This window comes from Azospirillum sp. B510, from assembly GCF_000010725.1.
Taxonomy (GTDB): domain Bacteria; phylum Pseudomonadota; class Alphaproteobacteria; order Azospirillales; family Azospirillaceae; genus Azospirillum; species Azospirillum lipoferum_B.
The window spans coordinates 237,430-256,533 of the sequence record NC_013859.1; the positions used below are offsets into that span (position 1 = coordinate 237,430).

Below are 19,104 nucleotides of genomic sequence, written 5' to 3' on the forward strand. Positions count from 1 at the left end.
GGCGGCCTTCTCAGAAGCGCGACCCGCCGTCGCCCTCCAGCAGCCCCAGTGTCGCCAGCGCCATCACCTGCGCCGCCTTGACCATGTCGTCGATGCCGACCCACTCGTCGGGCTGGTGGGCGAGGTCGAGGATGCCGGGGCCGTAGGCGATGCAGTCCTTCAGGTTGCCGATCCGCACCACATGCTTCTGGTCATAGGTGCCGGGGGAAACCACCTGCCTGGCCGGGCGGCCGAGCACCGTCTCGATGGCGGCGGCCACCGCGCGGACGACGGGGGCGTCGGCGTCGGTCATGGTCGGCAGGAAGGCCAGCACCTCCCGCAGTTCATAGTCGAAGCCGGGACGGTTGCGGCGCAGATCCTCCAGGATGGCGACGATCTCGCCGCGGACCGCCTCGGGATCCTCCTCGATCAGGTATCGGCGGTCGATCACCATGCGGCAGCGGTCGGGCACCATCGGGCTGGGCAGCCCGTCATGGTCCTCGCGCTGGCCGCCATGGATGGCGTTGATGTTGATGGTGGATTGGCGCGCGCCCTCCGGCACCACCGGCATGGCGGTGCGCTTGACGGCGAGGCGGGGCAGCAGCTCCGTTTCGATCCGGTGCAGCACGGCGCCCATGTGGCGTACCGCGCAGTTGCCGAGGAAGGGCATGGAGCCGTGGGCGACGCGGCCCCTGGTCTCGATCTCCGCCCACCAGACGCCGCGATGGCCGATGCAGACGCGGTCGACGTTCAGCGGTTCCGGAATGATGACATGGTCCACCCTTGGCCGCGAGAAATAGCCAAGCGTCGCCAGATGGCCGACACCGCCATAGCCGCCGGATTCCTCGTCCACCGTGCCGGAGATCTCCAGGGCGCCGGCGGTGAGCAGACCTTCCTCCAGCAGCGATTCCACGGCGACGATCGACGCGGCGATGCCGCCCTTCATGTCGCAGGCGCCGCGGCCATAGACCCGGCCATCCTTCACCACCCCGGCGAAGGGATCGACGGTCCAGCCCTGGCCGGCGGGCACCACGTCGATATGGCCGTTGAAATGGACGCAAGGCCCCGGCCGGGGGCCTTCGATGCGGGCGACGATGTTGGTGCGGGGATAGCGGTCGCTGTCGCCGGCCGCCCCCTCCGCCCGCACATATTCCACGGTGAAGCCGCGCGCCGCCAGCCGCCGGCCGATCAACAGGGCGCAGTCGGTGTAGGCGTCGCCGGGCGGGTTGACGGTCGGAATGCGGATCAGCGCCTGCGTCAGCGCGACCAGATCGTCGCGCTTCGCCTCGATACGGCCGAACAGTTGGCCGGTGGCGGTGTTGGCGGTGTCGGAGTGCATGGCCTCTCCCACGGGCAAGGACGCCCCCAGTGTCGCCCCAAGCGGATGGTCCGTCCACCCCGCCTTTCGCGGCGCGACCCGGCGCGGCGCGCTTTCGCGGGCGGGCCGGGGCCGTTACAGTCGGCCCTCCCCTCAGTGGAGAGTTCTTGTCATGACCGTCACGCATCCCATCGGGCTGAGCGCCCCGACCCTGGCCGATCCGGTGATCGCCGAGATCGCGGCCGGCTTCGTCGCCGCCCGCCGCGGCGCCATCGGCCTCGCCGACTTCCCCGGCCCGCTGCCGGCCGATCTCGCCACCGCCTACGCCGTCCAGGCGACGGCGACCGCCGCCTGGCCCGACGAGGTCGCCGGCTGGAAGGTGGCGCGGGTTCCCCCGGCCCTGGAAGAGGCGCTGGGCGCCATGCGCTACATCGGCCCGGTCTTCGCCGGCACGGTGACGAAGGCCGATGGCGGACCGTTGAGCTTCCCGGTCATCCCCGGCGGCTTTGGCGCGGTCGAGGCGGAGTTCGCGGTGCGCGTCGCCGCCGACGCCCCGGCCGACAAGCTGGACTACAGCCCGGCCGAGGCCGCCGCCTTCATCGCCGCCATCCATGCCGTGATCGAGGTGGCCGGCGGCCCGCTGGCCCCGGTCAACCAGTTGGGGCCGACCGCCGCGACCTCCGTCTTCGGCAACAACACCGCCCTGATCATCGGCGAGGAGATCGCCGGCGGGGTCGAGGGCGCCGACGCGCTCAGGGCCGAGGTGCTGATCGACGGCCAGAGCGTCGGCGTCGGCGGCAGCGCCAAGCTGCCGGGCGGCATCCAGGCGGCGCTGGCGGTGGCGCTGGGCATGGCGGCGCGGCTCGGCCGGCCGCTGAAGGCCGGGCAGTGGGTGTCCACCGGCGCCCTGACCGGCGTGCATGCCATCGCCATCGGCCAGCAGGCGCGGATCGCCTTCACCGGCCTGGAGCCGATGTCCGGCACCGCCGTCGCCGCCCGCGCGGCGGATGGGGCCGCCGGCTGAGCCGGCGACCGGCCATCCCTCTCCTGCGGGATGGCCGGTCTCCCCCGCCGGGTTCGGATGGTTGCGTCTTTACCGGCCCGGCTCGGCTCGGCCCGGCCCGGCCGGCGGCCGGAAGCTCCGCGACCGCCTGTCATACCAGAGCCGGAAACTTCTGACTCGCCGGGTCTGTGGCTTGCGGTTCAGCGCCGGTAGTGATTCCCTGTGCCAGGTCTCACCATTGAGCGAAGCACAGCCATGTCCGCCCTGCCGATCCGCCCCGACCTGAGCTCGGAAGACCTGCGCCGCCTCGCCCGCGGCGAGAGCGATGGGCGGGTGTGCCGGCGCCTGCTGGCGATCGCCATGGCGCTGGACGGCGTCAGCCGGGCGGAAGCGGCGCGGCAAGCCGGCATGGACCGGCAAGCGCTGCGCGACTGGGTCGTGCGCTACAACGCCGAAGGGGTGGACGGCTTGCGGGATCGGGCGCGCTGCGGCCGGCCGCCGCTGCTCGCCGACGCCCTGGAGCCGGAATTGGCTGACCTGATCGCCGCCGGCCCCGAGGTCGAACGGGACGGCGTCGTCGAGTACCGGGTTCGCCACATCCGCGACTTGGCCCTGCGGCATTTCGGGGCGGACTACAGCCGCACCGGCATGCAGGACCGCTTGCACCGCATGAAGCTGTCCTTCCTGACGCCGCGCCCGATCCATCCCAAGGCCGACGCACCGGCCCAGGAGGCGTTTAAAAAAACTTCGCCGAACGCCTCGCCGCCATCGGAGAGGACCACCCCGAGGCGAGCGCCGTGGAGGTCTGGTTCCAGGACGAGGCCCGCATCGGCCAGAAAGGCACCCTGACCCGGCGCTGGGCGCCGCGCGGCAGCCGGCCGCGCGCCGTGCGCGATCATCGTTTCAAGTCGGCCTATCTCTTCGGCGCGGTCTGTCCTGAGCGCGACACCGGAGCCGCCATCGTCATGACGCGCGCCAACACCGAGGCGATGAACCTCATGCTGGAGGAGATCAGCCGCACCGTCACCCCCGGCGCCCATGCCGCCGTGGTGATCGACGGGGCGGGATGGCACACCAGCGGCGATCTCGCCGTGCCGGCCAACATCACCCTCGTGCCGCTCCCGCCCTACAGCCCGGAACTCAACGCCATCGAAAGGCTCTGGCAGGTCATGCGCGACACCCTGCTGTCCCACCGGCTCTTCACCGACCTCAACGCCATCCTCGACGTCTGCTGTCGCGTCTGGAACCGCATCCTCGCCGAACCCGGCCGCATCCGCTCCACATGCGGTTACCCGTGGGCCTTACAGGTCAAAATTTAACGGCTTTGGTATCACACGCCGTTGCGGACGTCCTCCTGGTCCGGCGATCAGCCGGCCGGAGAGGAAGGCGCGGCCTGGACTGCGAATTTCCAAGCAAAAACATAAGCAAAACCCGGATCCATCGGGATCTAAGTATTTCCCTGCGGGTGATGCCAAGAGAATTCCCAAAGGGCCGCGACGTGGTTTCCTGGGATTGACGCGCGGCTATACAGGGGAACTCAAGCGCAGCCGACCCGTGTCCCTGCGATTGATTCTTGACTCGATCCGGTCCGCGGACCTATCTTTGACACGCATAGGATGCTTTGCATCGTCGTGGTGCATTCTTCGGTATGCGCATTCCGCCATGCGTCGCCCGGTTCCGGATGGCTGGGAGAGGGTGCGGACGCACTGGGCGTGTTCTTATAATAAACAATATGGAGTGTTGCAGGATGCGTGCGACCAACCGTTTTTCGCGGCTCAAGACTTGCGCTTTTCTTGCCGGCGCCCTGACCATCGGAACCGCCGGCGCCGCCCAGGCCGCGACCGTGCAGTTCCAGATCGTCAACAATTACGGGGCGACCATCACCCTCGATTCGGCGAGCTGCACCAGCGGCAGCATCTCCGCGCCGTTCTCGATCTCCAACGGCGCCACGGCGTCCTTCATTGGTTCGACGACCGATCCGAGCACCCTGTGCACCGTCCGCTATCAGCAGGGTGCCAATGGCTGCCAGTTCCAGGTCCAGGTGAGCAGCGTCGGCGGCTTCGCCTCGACCAACGCTTATAAGGGCGCGGCCGGGCGACCCAGGTGCGATCAGTCGGGGCCAGGGATCCCCGGCTCCAGCTCTTACACGGGTCAGTTCGTCATGCGGTGAGTGTCAGGCGTCGCGGCGGAGATCCCGCCGCGACGCCGGCGGCGATGAGGTGGCGGACATGGGGCGAGAGAACCCGACAGTCGCCGTCTGTCGTTGGGAATCATACGGGATTGTTGGTTGGAGACCGCGCAACCCGATGGGAGGGAAGGAATCATGAGCATCATCAGCGCCGCCGGTTCACCAGTTGGCAACCTCGTGTCCGCCCGGTCGACGCCGGTCGCGGCGGCGGACGTTTCCGCGAAGAAGTCGGCTCCCGGCGCGGATGGCGGTGGTTTCAGCCCGTCCACTAAGGTCGATTTGTCCGACCGCGCCAAGGCGATGCTGGCGAGCGCGGAAAAGGGGCGAGCCGCCGCGAACCAGCTTGCGGCGCAACTGTTGGGGGGCGGGCGTTCGCCCAACCCAGAGATGCCGGGGGCCGTGAAGCAAGAGGCGGAGGACGCCCTGCTGTCGCTGAAGGCGGGTGGATCTTCGGGACAGGCGGCGGACGGCGTCGCCGCAGTGAAGGAATGGGCGAAGTCGGACATATTCCGCAATGCCGCCAAGGGGGTCGCCGACGATCAGGTCCGCGCCCTGGTTCGCGATGGGAAGCTTCCCGAATTGCCGGAACTCTCTGACAAGCAATATGCCCAGTTGAGCGAGGAGGAGAGGAACATCTACGGCACCGTGAGTACTCTCCAGAGAGTTTACAGCGCCATGCCGAAGACGCTGGATCAAGCCCTGGCCGATCACAAGAAGGTGGTTCTCGAAAGCTATCCGGACAGTATCAGCCGTATGAGGAGCGGTCTCGCCTCCGGCACGCTGAAGAAGGAGGATGGCTGGGAAGACGCCATCGCCAAGCAGGAGGCGGAACTGACCGCCGCGATGCAAGGCAAGATGAAGATACATGCCGTCAATGATCCAACGCTTGTGCGGACGACAGGTGAAGTCACGGTTTCCGGTGGCGATCAGGGCTGGAGTGGGAATGGCAAGTCGATAAATATCAACGCCCCCGCCTTGGAAAAGATGTTCGGCACCAAGAATTTTGGTGTGTCGTCTAGTGACTATACCGGGGATTACGTGATCACCTGGTAGCTGATGGCAGAGGGTAGGACCATGAGCATTATCAGCGCCGCTGGTTTACCGGTTGGCAACCTCGCATCCGCCCGGTCGACGCCGGGCACGACTGCGGACATGTTCGTGAAGAAGCCCGCTCCCGGCGCGGATGGCGGTGGTTTCAGTCCATCCACCAAGGTCGATTTGTCCGACCGCGCCAAGGCGATGCTGGCGAGCGCGGAAAAGGGGCGAGCCGCCGCGAACCAGCTTGCGGCGCAACTGTTGGGGGGCGGGCGTTCGCCCAACCCGGAGATGCCGGGGGCCGTGAAGCAAGGGGCGGAGGACGCCCTGCTGTCGCTGAAGGCTGGCGGGTCCTCGGGGCAGGCGGCGGACGCCGTCGCGGCGGTGAGGGAATGGGCGAAGTCGGATGTGTTCCGCAATGCCGCCAAGGGGGTCGCCGACGATCAGGTCCGCGCCCTGGTTCGCGATGGGAAGCTTCCCGAATTGCCGAAGCTCACTGACAAGCAATATGCCCAGTTGAGCGAGGAGGAGAGGAACATCTACGGCACCGTGAGTACCCTTCAGGGGCTTTACAGCGCCATGCCGAAGACGTTGGACCAGGCCCTGGCCGATCGCAAGAAGGTGGTTCTCGAAAGCTATCCGGATGATATCAGCCGGATGAGAAGCGGTCTCGCCTCCGGCGCGCTGAAGAAGGAGGATGGCTGGGAAGACGTCATCGCCGGTCGTGAAGCCGAACTGACCGCCGCGATGCAGGGCAAGATGAAGATACATGCCGTCAACGATCCGGCTCTTGTGCAGTCGAAAGGCGAATTCACGGTTTCCCGGAATGCCTACGGTTGGAGTGGCAGCGGCATGACGGTGAATGGCAACGGCTCCGCCTTGGAGAAGACGTTCGGTACCAAGAATTTTGACGTAGGGTCCAGCCCCTACACCGGCGATTACGTGATCACCTGGTAGGAGCGTCGGGGCCCAAGCCGGTTGGTGGCGTGTGGCATCGGGGTTTGTGGCATCGGGAGTGTCGGGTATAGAACGTCCCGATGCCGCACAAGACCATAGTGGGCGACCGCGTCGCCATTCCATCGCCCGGCCCGTCTTCCGATGCCGTCCCCTTCGAGGCCAGGGGAACGCGCCCGCTGCCGCCCGTCCATGTCCTGGCCGGGTTGGGGCTTGCCGTGGCGGGGGTGGTCGCCTTTTCGCTGCGGCCGGTCATCATCAAGCTGGCCTACCGTTACGATGTCGATCCGGTCACGCTGATCATGCTGCGCATGGTCTTCGCGCTGCCCTTCTTCCTCGGCATGGCGCTGTGGCCGCAACTCGGAAAGGCGGCGGGAAAGGCGGCGGCGGAGCGGGCGCCGGTCGCCGGGCGCGACCTCGCCCTGACGGTCGCGCTGGGCGTCACTGGCTATTACGCCGCCAGCTTCTGCGATTTCCTGGGGTTGCGCTATGTCACCGCCGGGATGGGGCGGCTTCTGCTGTTCCTCTACCCGACCATCGTCGTGGTTCTGTCGGCCCTGTTCCTGGGCAAGCGGATCGGCCTGCGCGAGGTGGTGGCGCTGGTGGTCTCCTATGCCGGCGTCGCGCTGGTGGTGTGGTCGGAGATCGGTACCGGCCATCCCGACTTCATGACCGGGGCGGCGCTGGTCTTCATGGGCGCCTTTCTCTATTCGGTCTATCTGGTCGGCAGCAGCCGGGTGGTGCAACGGGTCGGCTCGATGCGCTTCACCGCCCATGCGATGACGGCGGCCTGCCTGTGCTGCATCCTGCAATTCCTGCTGCTGCGCCCGTTGTCGGCGCTCGACCAGCCGCTGCCGGTCTATGGGCTGTCGGCGGTGATGGCGGTGGCGTGCACCGTGCTGCCGGTGCTGATGACGGCGGAGGCGCTGCGGCGGGTCGGTCCCAATCTGGTGGCGCTGTGCGGCGCCATCGGCCCGGTCGCCGCCGCCATCTTCGGCTACCTGCTGCTGGCGGAGCCGATGGGGTGGCTGCAACTGGCCGGTGCCGCCCTGACGGTGGCCGGCGTCATGATCATCAGCCTGTGGAGGACGGCCTGACGCCGCTTTCTGGCGTCCGGCCGATTATCTTCGGGAATAACCTCCCACCCGCCGCCGTCCCACATCCGAAGCAACGGGTCGAAGGGACTTATGTGATGACCGATCATGCGACCACATCGGCCGGATACGGAGCCGATGCCGGTATGGCCAGCGCCGGGCGGGATGCGCTGCTGCTGGCGGCCCGCGTCCTGCTGGGCGCCATCTTCGTGCAGAGCGGCTTCGGCAAGCTGCTGGCGCTCAGTGGCTTCATCGCCGGGATGGAAAGCCAGGGCGTACCGATGGCCACGATCGTCGCCCCGATCGGCGCGCTGGTCGAAGCGGTCGGCGGTCTCGCCATCGTGCTGGGCGCCTGGACCCGGCTGGCGGCGCTGCTGGTCGCCGCCTTCACCGTCGTCGCGACCCTGATCGCCCACCGCTATTGGGACGCCGCCCCCGACGCCATGAAGATGCAGCAGATCCAGTTCATGAAGAATCTCGCCATCATCGGCGGCTTCCTGTCGCTGGTCGCCTCGGGGGGCGGGCGCTTCGGCCTTGACGGCTGGCGCGCCCGGCGCTGACGTCAGGACTCGTACGCCATCAGCGAGATGCTGGGCACGTCGATGCGGTCGCGTCCGTTGAGGAAGGTCAGCTCGACCAGGAAGGCGGCGGCACGGACGTCGGCGCCGACCTGGCGCAGCAGGCTGATGGCGGCGGCCATGGTGCCGCCGGTCGCCAGCAGGTCGTCCAGCACCACGACGCGCTGGCCGGGCGTCACCGCGTCGGACTGCACCTCGATGGTGTCGGTGCCATATTCCAGATCATAGGAATGGGCGATCTTGTCGCCCGGCAGCTTGCCATGCTTGCGCACCATGATGAAGCCGATGCCCAGCGCCAGCGCCAGCGGGGCGGCGACCAGGAAGCCGCGCGACTCGATCCCGACCAGCAGGTCCGGCTTATGCGGGCGCACCGCCTCGGCCAGCTGGTCGATGGTCGCCTTCCAGGCGGCGCCATTCGCCAGCAGCGGCGAGACGTCATAGAACAGGATGCCGGGTTTGGGGAAATCCGCGATGCCGCGGATATAGTCTTTCAGGTTCATCGAAGGTCTTGTCCGTGGAAAAATCCTGCGGCGGTGCGAAAAGCCCGGCCCGTTTCCCGGCACTCTACCGGCAGTCCATCCCGCCGCAAAGACGGGAATGGGTAGCCCGGCGCGACCGGCCATGCGCCCGATGGGGTTGACCATCCGGCCGGGCTCCGCCACGTTCCACACGCACCGGTCGGTGTGCGGATGCGTGCGGCGGAACCAGTGGCAGTGATTTTGACGCAAGGCGGGACAGCGAAGACGGATGCGGCATCGGCCGCGCCGCGGATCGAGGCCGATCCGGCGGAGGACGGGTGGCGGATCGCCGCCGCCGGGCGCTGGACGCTGGAGGTCGCCGCCGCGGCGTCGGATGCGCTCGACCATGCGGCTCCTCCCAGGGATGGCGCCGCCTTGCGGCTCGACCTGTCGGGGGTGGAGGCGCTCGACACCGTCGGCGCCTATCTGCTGAGCCGGCAGGCCGACCGGATGGCGGCGGACGGCCGCGCGGTGGAGGTGGTCGGGGTGCGGCCCGAGCATGCCGCCCTGTTCGACGCGGTGCGCGATGCCGGCAAGGCGCCGCCCCATCCGATCGAGCGCGAGCATCACCCGATCCACGACATGGTGGTGCGCACCGGCGAGACGACGGTGCATGCCGCCAGGGAGGTTCTCGACCTCGTCGGCTTCCTCGGTCTGGTCACCGTCACCTTCGTCCGGCTGATCCTGCGCCCGTCGCGCCTGCGCCTGACCTCCGTCCTGTTCCATATCGAGCAGACCGGGCTGAACGCCCTGCCGATCCTGGGGCTGCTGTCCTTCCTGATCGGCGTGGTGCTGGCCTTCCAGGGGGCCGACCAGTTGAAGCGCTTCGGCGCGGAGCTGTATGTGGTCAATCTGCTGGGCATCTCCGTCCTGCGCGAGATCGGCATCCTGATGACGGCGATCATCGTCGCCGGCCGCTCCGGCTCCGCCTTCACCGCGCAGATCGGCACCATGAAGGTGAACCAGGAGGTTGACGCCATCGGCACCATGGGCCTCGACCCGGTGGAGCTTCTGGTGGTGCCGCGGGCGCTGGCGCTGGTGATCACCCTGCCGCTGCTGGCCTTCTACGCCGACGTGATGGGGCTGTTCGGCGGCGCGGTGATGGCCTATGCCACGCTCGACATCACCTTCGGCCAGTTCATCCGCCAGTTGCACAGCGCCATCGGCATCAACACGGTGCTGGCCGGGCTGATCAAGGCGCCGGTCTTCGCCCTGGTGATCGCCATGGTCGGCTGTTACGAGGGGCTGAAGGTCTCCGGCAGCGCCGAGAGCGTCGGCATCATGACCACCAAGGCGGTCGTGGAGGGCATCTTCCTGGTGATCGTCATCGACGCGGTGTTCTCCGTCCTCTTCTCGCTGCTGGGGGTGTGATGGCAGGATCTCCCGTGATCCGCGTGCGTGGTCTGGTCACCCGCTTCGGCCCGCAGACCATCCATGACGGCCTCGACCTCGATGTCGAGCGTGGCGAGGTGCTGGGCGTCGTCGGCGGTTCCGGCACCGGCAAGTCGGTGCTGCTGAAGGAGATCCTCGGCCTGATCGACCCCGCCGCCGGCAGGATCGAGCTGCTCGGCCACGACATCGCCGCCATCGACCGGGCGGAGCGCACGGCGCTCCAGGCCCGCACCGGTGTGCTGTTCCAGAACGGCGCCCTCTTCAGCTCGATGACGGTGGCGGAGAATGTGATGCTGCCGCTGAAGGAGCATACCGGTCTGGCCCGGCCGCTGATCGCCGAGCTGGCGCGTGTGAAGATCGCCATGGCCGGGCTGCCGCTTGATGCCGGCACCAAGCATCCGGCCCAGCTGTCGGGCGGCATGATCAAGCGCGCCGGTCTGGCCCGCGCGCTGGCTCTCGACCCCGACATCCTGTTCCTGGACGAGCCGACCGCCGGGCTGGATCCCATCGGCGCCGCCGCCTTCGACACGCTGATCCAGGGGCTCCAGCGCAGCCTGGGGTTGACCGTCTTCATGGTCACCCATGATCTGGACAGTCTGACCTCGATCTGCGACCGCATCGCCGTGCTGGTCGACAAGACGATCCGGGTGGGCACGCTCGCCCAGCATCTGGCCGACCCGCATCCCTGGATCCACGATTATTTCCACGGACCGCGCGGCCGCGCGGCCCTCGACGCCAAAGAGCGCAATGACGCTCGGCTGTTTGCGAAAGGGTAGGGGCACGCCATGGAAACCCGCGCCAGCTATGTCCTGGTCGGCAGCTTCGTGCTGGCGCTGGTCGCCGGCCTGCTGGTCTTCACCGCCTGGATCGCCAAGGTCCAGCTGGATGAGACGCGCGAGACCTACCGCATCTATTTCACCGGCTCGGTCACCGGGTTGCAGCAGGGCAGCCCGGTGCGTTATCGCGGCGTCCCGGTCGGCACGGTGGCAGATATCCGGCTCGACCCCGACAATGTGACGCGGGTGCGGGTGACGATCCAGGTGCAGAACGGCACGCCGATCATGTCCGATTCCATCGCCTCGCTGGAGTTGCAGGGCATCACCGGCGGCGCCTATGTCCAGATTTCCGGCGGGACGGTGGGGGGCAAGCATCTGACCGCAACCGATGCCGACGGGGTGCCGACCATCCCGTCGCGGCCCAGCTCGCTGACCGCCGTGGTGGACAGCGCGCCGCAGCTGGTCAACCGCTCGCTGGAGGTCGTCACCAGGCTGGGCGAGATGCTGAACGGCGAGAACCAGAAGGCGGTCGCCGACATCCTGGCGAATGCCCGGACCATCAGCGCCGAGCTTGCCGGCGCCAGCGCCGGGCTGGAGGAGACGATGGCCCAGGCCCGCCGCACGCTGAACGGCTTCGAGACGGTGGGGCCGCAGCTGGCCCGCACGCTGGCCCAGGCGCACGACACGCTGGCGACGGTGGACGGCACGGCCAAGCAGTTGGGTGGCGAGACGCGCGAGCTGCTGCGGTCGCTGAAGCGGACGTCCGACACGCTGAACGCGCTCGCCGCCGAGAACCGCGAGCCGGTGCGCGACTTTACCGCCACGGGGCTGTATGAACTGACCTTGCTGATCACACAGCTGCGCGACCTGTCCGGCCAGCTGTCGCGGGTGGTCACGCGGATCGAGAACGACCCGTCGAACTTCCTGTTCGGCGGGACGCGGCAGGGCGTGGAGGTGCGTGGGAAATGAGGCGGGCGATGATGGAGCGGCGTGGAGTCGTGCGGCCGGTGGCGCGTGGAGTGCTGGCAGCTGTTCTGCTGCTGGGGCTGGCCGCCTGTTCGACGCTGAACCCGACGGCGCCGCATCTCTACACCCTGACCCCGCGGGCCGGCGTCGCCCCCGGCCCCAAGGCCGACTGGCAATTGCTGGTGGAGACCCCGGCGGCGGCGGCGGGGATCGATACGCCGCGCATCGCGCTCGCCCGCACGCCGACCTCGCTCGACTATTTCGCCGACGTGTCCTGGGCCGACCGGGCGCCGAACATGGTGCAGGGGCTGGTGGTCCAGACCTTCGAGGACAGCGGCCGCATCGTTTCCGTCGGGCGCGACACGGTCGGGCTGCGCTCCGACTATGTGCTGAAATCGGAGCTGCGCGATTTCCAGGCCGAATATTCCACGCCGGGTGCGGCCATGCCGGACCGGGTCCATGTGCGGCTGTCGGCCAAGCTGGTCGCCATGCCGCGCCGCTCCATCGAGGCCGGCGAGACCTTCGAGGCGTCGGTGCCGGTGCGGGGCCGGTCCTTCACCGACGTGGTCGCCGCCTTCGACGAGGCGCTGGGAAAGGTCACCGGCGATCTGGTCAACTGGTCGCTGTCGCAACGCCTGCGTCCGCCCGCCGGTTGATGTGTTCAAAGGGCATGGATTCGCAACCATAGGATGCGATTCCGAAAAGGCCTTGCCACGCTCCCATAACCGCGTAGCTAATAGGGGTGTTCGCGCAGCGCAGGATCGGGCGATGACGGATTTGTCGGAAATGTCCCGCGAAGAGTTGGAGGCGATGGCCGAGGCGGGGCGCGAGGTCCGTCTGTGCCAGCGCGTTCTGGCCAAGACCGGTGACACGGTGGTGGGCGAACTTCTGCGCGGGCACGGCACGCTGTACGAGTGGAAGCATTATCCGCCGGGCGACGTCTACGACGCCGAATTCCATGCCCAGTACTATTACCACTGCCATCCCGAAGGCGAACGGCCGCAGGGAGAGCACGGGCATTTCCATAGCTTCCTGCGCCCGCACGGCATGCCGCCTGGCGTGCGGCCGGCGCCGCTGGCCGATTTCGTGCCACCGGACAACGACAATGACGCGCTGTCCCATCTGATCGGCATCGCCATGGATGTGGCCGGCCAGCCGGTGCGGCTGTTCACCACCAACCGCTGGGTGACGGGGGAGACCTGGTATGGGGCCGAAGACGTGATCGCCATGCTGAACGCGTTCGAGGTCGACCACGCCCGTCCGTCCTGGCCGGCCAACCGCTGGATCACCGCGATGATGCGGCTGTTCCGGCCGACCATCATCGACCTGCTGCGTGAACGCGACGCCGCTATCGGACGCTGGGCGGAGAGCCACCCCGACGCCTATGTCTACGAGGATCGCGGGCTGGAGGTCGCCTCGCAGCGCCACATCTCAGTCGAGCAGCAGATCGCCGAGGTGGCTCTGCTGCTGCGCGGCACCCGCCGCCATCGCCCCATCCTGCCGGAACCGCCGAGTTTCGTCGAAATCCCTTGAGCAATGCGGCGGGATGCCGATCTTCCGTGGCGTCTCCGCCCAACGTCCTATGACCCCGGGGTGTTAAGGAAGGCTCAATCGTTTGGGAAGATCCTGTGGCGAGTGGACAAGTCTCCGCCCACATCCGCGCGGGTTTCGCCCTTCCGCGACCGATACGGAGATGGACCAGGGCAGGAAGGGTCCGGGATCCATGAGTGACGGTTTCAAAGCGGGTCAACTGACCCAGGGGGACGTGGCCCGGCTTCTGGCCGATCCCTCGCCGGACAGCCGGACCGATCTGGCTGTCAAGCTGGCCCAGCAGTTCGACAGTCCCGAGTTGTCGCAGTCGGAGCGCCGGCTGGCGGAGGACATCATCCGCGTGATGGTGAAGGACACGGTGCTGCGGGTCCGCCAGACCCTGGCCGAGAACCTGAAATCCAGCCACGCCCTGCCGCGGGATGTCGCCCTCGCGCTCGCCCGCGATGTCGAGGCGGTGGCGATCCCGGTTCTGAGCGTCTCCACCGTTCTGACCCCCGCCGATCTGGTCGAGATCCTGCGGTCGGGCGGCGAGGGCAAGAGCACGGCCATCGCCCAGCGGCCGACCGTGCCGGCCGCCGTCGCCGACGCGCTGATCGAGAGCGGGTCGGAACGCGCGGTGGCGGCGCTGGTCGCCAACGAGGGGGCCGAGCTGGGCGAGCGGAGCCTGGGCCGCGTGATCGACCGCTTCGGTGGCAGCGAGGCGGTGCAGGACCCGCTGGTCCACCGCTCCAAGCTGCCGATCACCATCGCCGAACGGCTGGTCGCCGTGGTGTCGGAACGGCTGCGCCAGCATCTGGTCGCGCACCATGAATTGCCGTCGCGGGTCGCGTCGGAGCTGATCCTGCAAAGCCGCGAACGGGCGACCGTCGCCCTGTTCACCGGGGAGAGCGACGAGGGGGCGCTGGACCGGCTGGTGACGCAGCTCGCCCGTACCGGCCGCCTGACGCCGTCGCTGCTGGTCCGTTCGCTGTGCACCGGCGACATCGCCTTCTTCGAGATGGCGACCTCGCGCATGGCGAACGTGCCGCTGACCAACGCCCGCCTGCTGATCCATGATGCCGGGCGGCTGGGGTTGAAATCGCTGTACGACAAGGCGAAGCTGCCGCCCGCCCTGCTGCCAGCCTGCCGAATCGCCATCGATGTGCTGAAGGAGACTCCCTATGACGGCGAGCCCGGCGACCGTGAGCGCCACCGCCGCCGCGTCATCGAACGCATCCTGACCCAGTACGAGGATCTGGCGCCGGAGGATCTGGAATTCCTGCTGGCGAAGCTGGGGGACATCATGCAGCCGGAAAACGCCGCCGCGTGAGCGACCGGAGCCGCCCCAGCGATCCGCCCCCGCGCCGGCTCCCGCCGTCGGTGAGCGACCCGGCTGAGACCATCCGCCGGCTGGAAGCCCGCATCGCCGAGTTGGAGGCCAACCTGCGCCGGAGCGAGACGCGGGTCGGCGAGTTGCGGTTCCGCTCCCTGGTGCAGACGGCGGCCAGCATCATCCTGGTTCTGGGGGCCGACGGGCGTGTGCTGGAGGCCAACCATGAGGCCGAACGCGCCTTCGGGCTGGAGGTTGGACAGGCCGTCGGCCGTCCTTGGACCGAAGTGATGGAGGAGCGGCCGAACGGGGCCTTCGCGACCCAGCTGGCCATGGCGGCGGAGGGAACGGAGATCCGCAATTTCGAGCAGGCGGTGCGTGATCAGCAGTACCGGAGCGAGCGGGTGTTGCTGTGGAACCTGAACCGGCTGCCGGAGTCCGACGGGGCGCCGGCGGGCATCCTCTGCGTCGGTCAGGACATCACCCGGCGCAAACGGGCGGAAATGGCGCTGCGCCAGGCGCGCGACGAGCTGGAGATGCGGGTCGCCGACCGCACCCGCGCGCTGATGCAGGAGATCCAGGAGCGCCGCCGCGCCGAACAGGCGCTGATCCAGGCCAAGGAGCAGGCCGAACTCGCCAACCGCGCCAAGAGCGAGTTCCTGGCCAACATGAGCCACGAGCTGCGCACGCCGCTGAACGCCATCATCGGCTTTTCCTCGATGATGGAGAGCGAGATCGTCGGGCCGCTCGGCCATCCCAAATATCTCGACTATGCCAAGGTGATCGGCAAGTCGGGCCAGCATCTGCTGGCCGTCATCAGCGACATCCTGGATGTGGCCAAGATCGAGGCCGGCAAGCTGGAGATGCATCCGCAGCCGATGGATGTCCGCGACGCGGTGGAAAGCTCGCTTCTGCTGATCGCCGAGCGGGCGAAGGAGGGCGGGTTGACCCTGGTCCAGGACATCGCCCCCGACACGCCCCGCCTGCTGGGCGACCCGGTGCGGGTGAAGCAGATCCTGCTCAATCTGCTGGCCAACGCCGTGAAGTTCACCCCGGCCGGCGGCAGCGTCACCCTGCGGGTCCGCCCCGAAGGCGGGCGCATCCTGATCGAGGTGGCGGACAGCGGCATCGGCATGAGCGCCGAGGGCATCGCCATCGCCCTGCAACCCTTCGGTCAGGTCGACAGCCAGCTGTCGCGCCGGTCGGGCGGTACCGGGCTGGGGTTGCCGCTGGTGCGGTCCTTCGTCGAGCTGTTGAACGGCACGCTCGACATCCGCAGCCGCGAGGGCGAGGGCACGACGATCAGCGTGCGCCTGCCGGTTGCGATGAGTTATGACATATAAAAATATTCAGATTGGGAATCCATACAATACAACTATGATCCATGTTTGGGATGCTCTTTTGGAGAGTTTCCCTAGATTGTAAGCATGGAGTCAATGGATGACGCTTTTTTTGATGAAGCCGGTGCATTGGAATGCAAGTGGGTATTTGAAGCCGGATGGGCATAGAGCGACGGGCGGATATCCTGCCGAATGCGGTTATGGTCATGAGGAATGGAATAATAACCCTCGGATGCGGTATCGCGGTGATGATCAGGATATCAAGGTTTTCCATACCGAAGGCCCGGGAAATATTGATGCGGAAGATCATGACGGAAGTGTTTTCGTCTTCATGTACGCGTCCCATCATGGCATCCAGCAAATTGTTGGCATCGCTGGTAGCGCCACTTGCTTGACCGATGAGAGTCGTCGCCGGCAACGCGAAGAGATCGTCAAGAAACTCAATATCAATGATTTTAAGGACGATGCCTGGGATCAGAAGCTCGTCAGGAAATGCTATTATGACAATGAAAAGAAATTTCTCAAGGATTGGAAAACAGACGTCAATTGGATTCCCAATTGGATATGTCCGGAGGAACAATATTTCTCCCCAGGCCCTGCGGAAACCATAGAAATTGACGCGTATTCAATAACCGGCAAAAAAAATCTTTCCACAAGATTCAGAATGTGGCACCTCATCGACAGGGCGACGGCAATCAGGGTGATGGAGCTTGTTCCTGATAGCCTGAGAACACGGGAATGGCACAATATATATAACGAGATTTCCGGCGGCCAGTCCGCAGTCTCCTATGACATCGACCAGCTCCAGAGTGAGGATATTCCCGAGACGGAGCGGCAGGCCCTGCATCAGGCCCGGATCGGGCAAGGGGCGTTTCGCGGCCGTCTGCTGGAGCGATGGAGCAACGCTTGCGCGGTGACGGGTTGCACTGTCACAGAGGCATTGCGTGCGTCCCATATCAAGCCCTGGTGCGAGTCCGGGAATGCCGAGCGGCTCGACCCCAACAACGGCCTCATCCTGTCGGCGACCATCGACGCGCTGTTCGACCGTGGGCTGATCTCCTTCACGGATGACGGGTCGATGCTGGTTTCCGCCGGGATCTCCGCCGATGACCGTGCTCTACTGGGGCTACCCGTATCATTGCGGCTTCCGTTGAGCGACCAGGAAAAGGCCTATATGGCGCTTCACCGTGGCAAGCACTTTTCCTGATGCCGGGCGTCGCGCCGCTTGCGCGGCGCGACGAGCCACGCCACCTTGCCGTTTTGAATGGACGACCGGCGGAGTGGGACATGGCGGTGAGCCGCGACGATCTGAAGACGCGCATCGGGCAGGCGCTGGGCGAGGCGAAGGCCGATCTGGTCATCAAGAACACGCGTTTCCTCAATGTCGTCACCGGCGAGATCGCCGAGGGCGACATCGCCGTCTGCGGCGAGACCATCGTCGGCACCTATGAAACCTATGATGGGGTGGAGGAGATCGACGGGCGCGGTCTGACCGTGGTTCCGGGATTCATCGACACCCATCTCCATTGCGAATCCACCTGTGTCACCCCGCAGGAATTCGACCGCTGCGTCCTGCCGCGCGGCACCACCACCGCGATCTGCGACCCGCACGAGATCTGCAATGTTCTGGGCGAGCGGGGCCTCCGCTATTTCCTCGACAGCGCCGGCGGCACCGTGCTCGACCTGTTCGTGCAGCTGTCCTCCTGCGTGCCGGCGACGGAGCTTGAGACCTCCGGCGCCCGGCTGGAGGCGGCGGACCTGATCCGCCACCGGGACCATCCCCGCGTGCTCGGCCTGGCGGAATTCATGAATTTCCCCGGCCTCTTCCACAAGGTCGACGGGGTGCTGGACAAGCTGGCCGCCTTCGACGGCCGCCACATCGACGGCCACGCCCCGCTGGTGTCGGGGAGGGAGCTGAACGCCTATCTGTCCTGCGGCATCCGCAACTGCCACGAGACGACCAGTGCGGACGAGGCGATGGAGAAGCTGCGCAAGGGCATGCAGGTGTTGATCCGCGACGGGTCGGTGTCGAAGGATGTCCATGCGCTGGCCGGGATCATCAGGCCTGAAACCTCGCCCTTCCTCGGCTTCTGCACCGATGACCGCAACCCGCTGGACATCGCCGAGGAGGGGCACATGGATCACCTGATCCGCAGCGCCATCCGCCTGGGCGCGCCGGTCGCCCATGTCTACCGCGCCGCCACCTGGTCGGCGGCCCGCGGCTTCCGCCTGTACGACCGCGGGCTGGTGGCGCCGGGCCATCGCGCCGATCTGGTGCTGCTCGACGATCTGGAGGAGTGCGCGGTCAACCGGGTCATCCGCAACGGCCGGGTCGTCGGCCCGCACAGCTTCGACGGAAGGCCGACGGTGACGCCGGTTGGGTTGGAGTCGGTGAAGCTGGAGCCGGTGGCGGAGGAGGATTTCGCCGTGCCGGCCGGCGGGTCGATGCAGTCGGTGATCGGGCTGGAGCCGGGCAGGATCCTGACCGAGCATCGGCGGATCGAGGTGCCGGTGGCCGGCGGCCGGATGATCGCCGATCCGGCGCGCGACCTGCTGAAGATCTGCGTCTTCGCCCGCCACGGCACCAACCGCAACATCGGCCGCGGCTTCGTCCAGGGCTTCGGCCTGACGGAGGGGGCGCTGGCCTCCTCGGTCGGCCATGACAGCCACAACATCTGCGTGGTGGGGGCGGACGACGCCGACATGCGCGTCGCGGTGAACCGGCTGATCGAGCTTCAGGGCGGCTTCGTCGCCGTGCGCAACGGGCGGGTGGTGGGGGAACTGGCCCTGCCGCTGGCCGGGCTGATGAGCCTGGAGCCGTTCGAGACGGTCGAGGTGAAGCTGCGCGCCCTGCGCGCCGCCGTCCGGGCCATGGGCTGTCCGCTGGCCGAGCCCTTCCTGCAATTGGCCTTCCTGCCGCTGCCGGTCATCCCGCATCTGAAGATCACCGACCGCGGCATGGTCGATGTCGACCGCTTCGAGCTGATTGCCGCCTGAACGGGCGGGTTGCCTGGGAAACAGGCGATTGTCTGGCAAATGGGCGGGCGGGATCGGGGTCCGCCCACCGCATAAGCGTATAAATGACGCAGCGGAACCACTGGCA

Annotated in this window: 18 protein-coding genes; 16 read left to right on the forward strand and 2 right to left on the reverse strand. The window is 67.2% G+C overall.

All coding sequences use genetic code 11. The features are described 5' to 3' along the window. Positions 1–10: 10 nt before the first annotated feature. Positions 11–1,318 carry an acetylornithine deacetylase/succinyl-diaminopimelate desuccinylase family protein gene (locus AZL_RS31045; RefSeq protein WP_012978324.1) on the reverse strand — a complete coding sequence of 436 codons (1,308 nt, stop codon included), beginning with the start codon at positions 1,316–1,318 and terminating at the stop codon, positions 11–13. A gap of 151 nt (positions 1,319–1,469) precedes the next feature. Between AZL_RS31045 and AZL_RS31050 the strand changes: the two genes are divergently transcribed. From AZL_RS31050 to AZL_RS31085, 7 genes are all read left to right on the forward strand, one after another. Beyond that, entirely contained in the window at positions 1,470–2,321 is an 852-nt protein-coding gene (locus AZL_RS31050) for a 2-keto-4-pentenoate hydratase (protein WP_012978325.1), read from the forward strand. A 201-nt stretch (positions 2,322–2,522) separates the two neighbouring features. Then, positions 2,523–3,619, forward strand: a protein-coding gene (locus AZL_RS35065) for an IS630-like element ISAzs14 family transposase (RefSeq protein ID WP_148219284.1) whose coding sequence is annotated in 2 segments (ribosomal slippage) — positions 2,523–3,039 and positions 3,039–3,619 — 1,098 coding nt in all. Because the reading frame shifts where the segments join, the coding sequence is not laid out codon by codon here. 428 nt (positions 3,620–4,047) lie between these two features. Continuing rightward, complete coding sequence (locus tag AZL_RS31065; RefSeq protein ID WP_042446612.1) at positions 4,048–4,470, forward strand: hypothetical protein; 423 nt, start codon at positions 4,048–4,050, stop codon at positions 4,468–4,470. Positions 4,471–4,623: 153 nt separating this feature from the next. Continuing rightward, entirely contained in the window at positions 4,624–5,541 is a 918-nt protein-coding gene (locus tag AZL_RS31070; RefSeq protein WP_012978327.1) for a hypothetical protein, read from the forward strand. 21 nt (positions 5,542–5,562) lie between these two features. Further along, positions 5,563–6,480 carry a hypothetical protein gene (locus AZL_RS31075; protein WP_148219780.1) on the forward strand — a complete coding sequence of 306 codons (918 nt, stop codon included), beginning with the start codon at positions 5,563–5,565 and terminating at the stop codon, positions 6,478–6,480. An 80-nt stretch (positions 6,481–6,560) separates the two neighbouring features. Continuing rightward, on the forward strand, positions 6,561–7,574 hold the full coding sequence (locus tag AZL_RS31080; RefSeq protein WP_012978329.1) for a DMT family transporter: 1,014 nt from the start codon (positions 6,561–6,563) through the stop codon (positions 7,572–7,574). Positions 7,575–7,669: 95 nt separating this feature from the next. Next, positions 7,670–8,131, forward strand: a complete 462-nt coding sequence (locus tag AZL_RS31085; protein WP_042446615.1) for a DoxX family protein — start codon at positions 7,670–7,672, stop codon at positions 8,129–8,131. A 2-nt stretch (positions 8,132–8,133) separates the two neighbouring features. Here AZL_RS31085 and AZL_RS31090 read toward each other — a convergent pair whose 3' ends face one another. Beyond that, the gene (locus AZL_RS31090; RefSeq protein WP_012978331.1) at positions 8,134–8,649 is read right to left on the reverse strand and encodes an adenine phosphoribosyltransferase; all 516 of its coding nucleotides are present in this window, start codon (positions 8,647–8,649) and stop codon (positions 8,134–8,136) included. 213 nt (positions 8,650–8,862) lie between these two features. On the opposite strand from AZL_RS31090, the gene AZL_RS31095 reads away from it, so the two are divergent. The 9 genes from AZL_RS31095 to ade all read left to right on the forward strand — a co-directional run bounded on the left by AZL_RS31095 (position 8,863) and on the right by ade (position 18,998). Then, complete coding sequence (locus AZL_RS31095; RefSeq protein WP_247894577.1) at positions 8,863–10,038, forward strand: ABC transporter permease; 1,176 nt, start codon at positions 8,863–8,865, stop codon at positions 10,036–10,038. Beyond that, positions 10,038–10,835: an ABC transporter ATP-binding protein gene (locus tag AZL_RS31100; protein WP_173380541.1), complete on the forward strand. Its 798-nt coding sequence runs from the start codon at positions 10,038–10,040 to the stop codon at positions 10,833–10,835. Before AZL_RS31095 ends, AZL_RS31100 begins: the two co-directional genes overlap by 1 nt. Positions 10,836–10,844: 9 nt before the next feature. After that, the gene (locus AZL_RS31105) at positions 10,845–11,804 is read left to right on the forward strand and encodes an MlaD family protein (protein ID WP_012978334.1); all 960 of its coding nucleotides are present in this window, start codon (positions 10,845–10,847) and stop codon (positions 11,802–11,804) included. Continuing rightward, positions 11,801–12,457 carry an ABC-type transport auxiliary lipoprotein family protein gene (locus AZL_RS31110; protein WP_247894578.1) on the forward strand — a complete coding sequence of 219 codons (657 nt, stop codon included), beginning with the start codon at positions 11,801–11,803 and terminating at the stop codon, positions 12,455–12,457. Before AZL_RS31105 ends, AZL_RS31110 begins: the two co-directional genes overlap by 4 nt. 112 nt (positions 12,458–12,569) lie before the next feature. Beyond that, positions 12,570–13,334: a DUF6969 family protein gene (locus AZL_RS31115; protein WP_012978336.1), complete on the forward strand. Its 765-nt coding sequence runs from the start codon at positions 12,570–12,572 to the stop codon at positions 13,332–13,334. A gap of 190 nt (positions 13,335–13,524) precedes the next feature. Continuing rightward, positions 13,525–14,661 carry a DUF2336 domain-containing protein gene (locus tag AZL_RS31120; protein WP_012978337.1) on the forward strand — a complete coding sequence of 379 codons (1,137 nt, stop codon included), beginning with the start codon at positions 13,525–13,527 and terminating at the stop codon, positions 14,659–14,661. 50 nt (positions 14,662–14,711) lie between these two features. Next, positions 14,712–16,004 carry a PAS domain-containing sensor histidine kinase gene (locus AZL_RS31125; protein ID WP_148219781.1) on the forward strand — a complete coding sequence of 431 codons (1,293 nt, stop codon included), beginning with the start codon at positions 14,712–14,714 and terminating at the stop codon, positions 16,002–16,004. Positions 16,005–16,101: 97 nt separating this feature from the next. Further along, positions 16,102–17,208 (forward strand): HNH endonuclease, encoded by a 1,107-nt coding sequence (locus tag AZL_RS33915; protein WP_012978339.1) that lies wholly within the window; start codon positions 16,102–16,104, stop codon positions 17,206–17,208. Between the two features lie 80 nt (positions 17,209–17,288). Further along, positions 17,289–18,998 (forward strand): adenine deaminase, encoded by a 1,710-nt coding sequence (gene ade, locus AZL_RS31135; protein ID WP_012978340.1) that lies wholly within the window; start codon positions 17,289–17,291, stop codon positions 18,996–18,998. Positions 18,999–19,104: the final 106 nt, after the last annotated feature.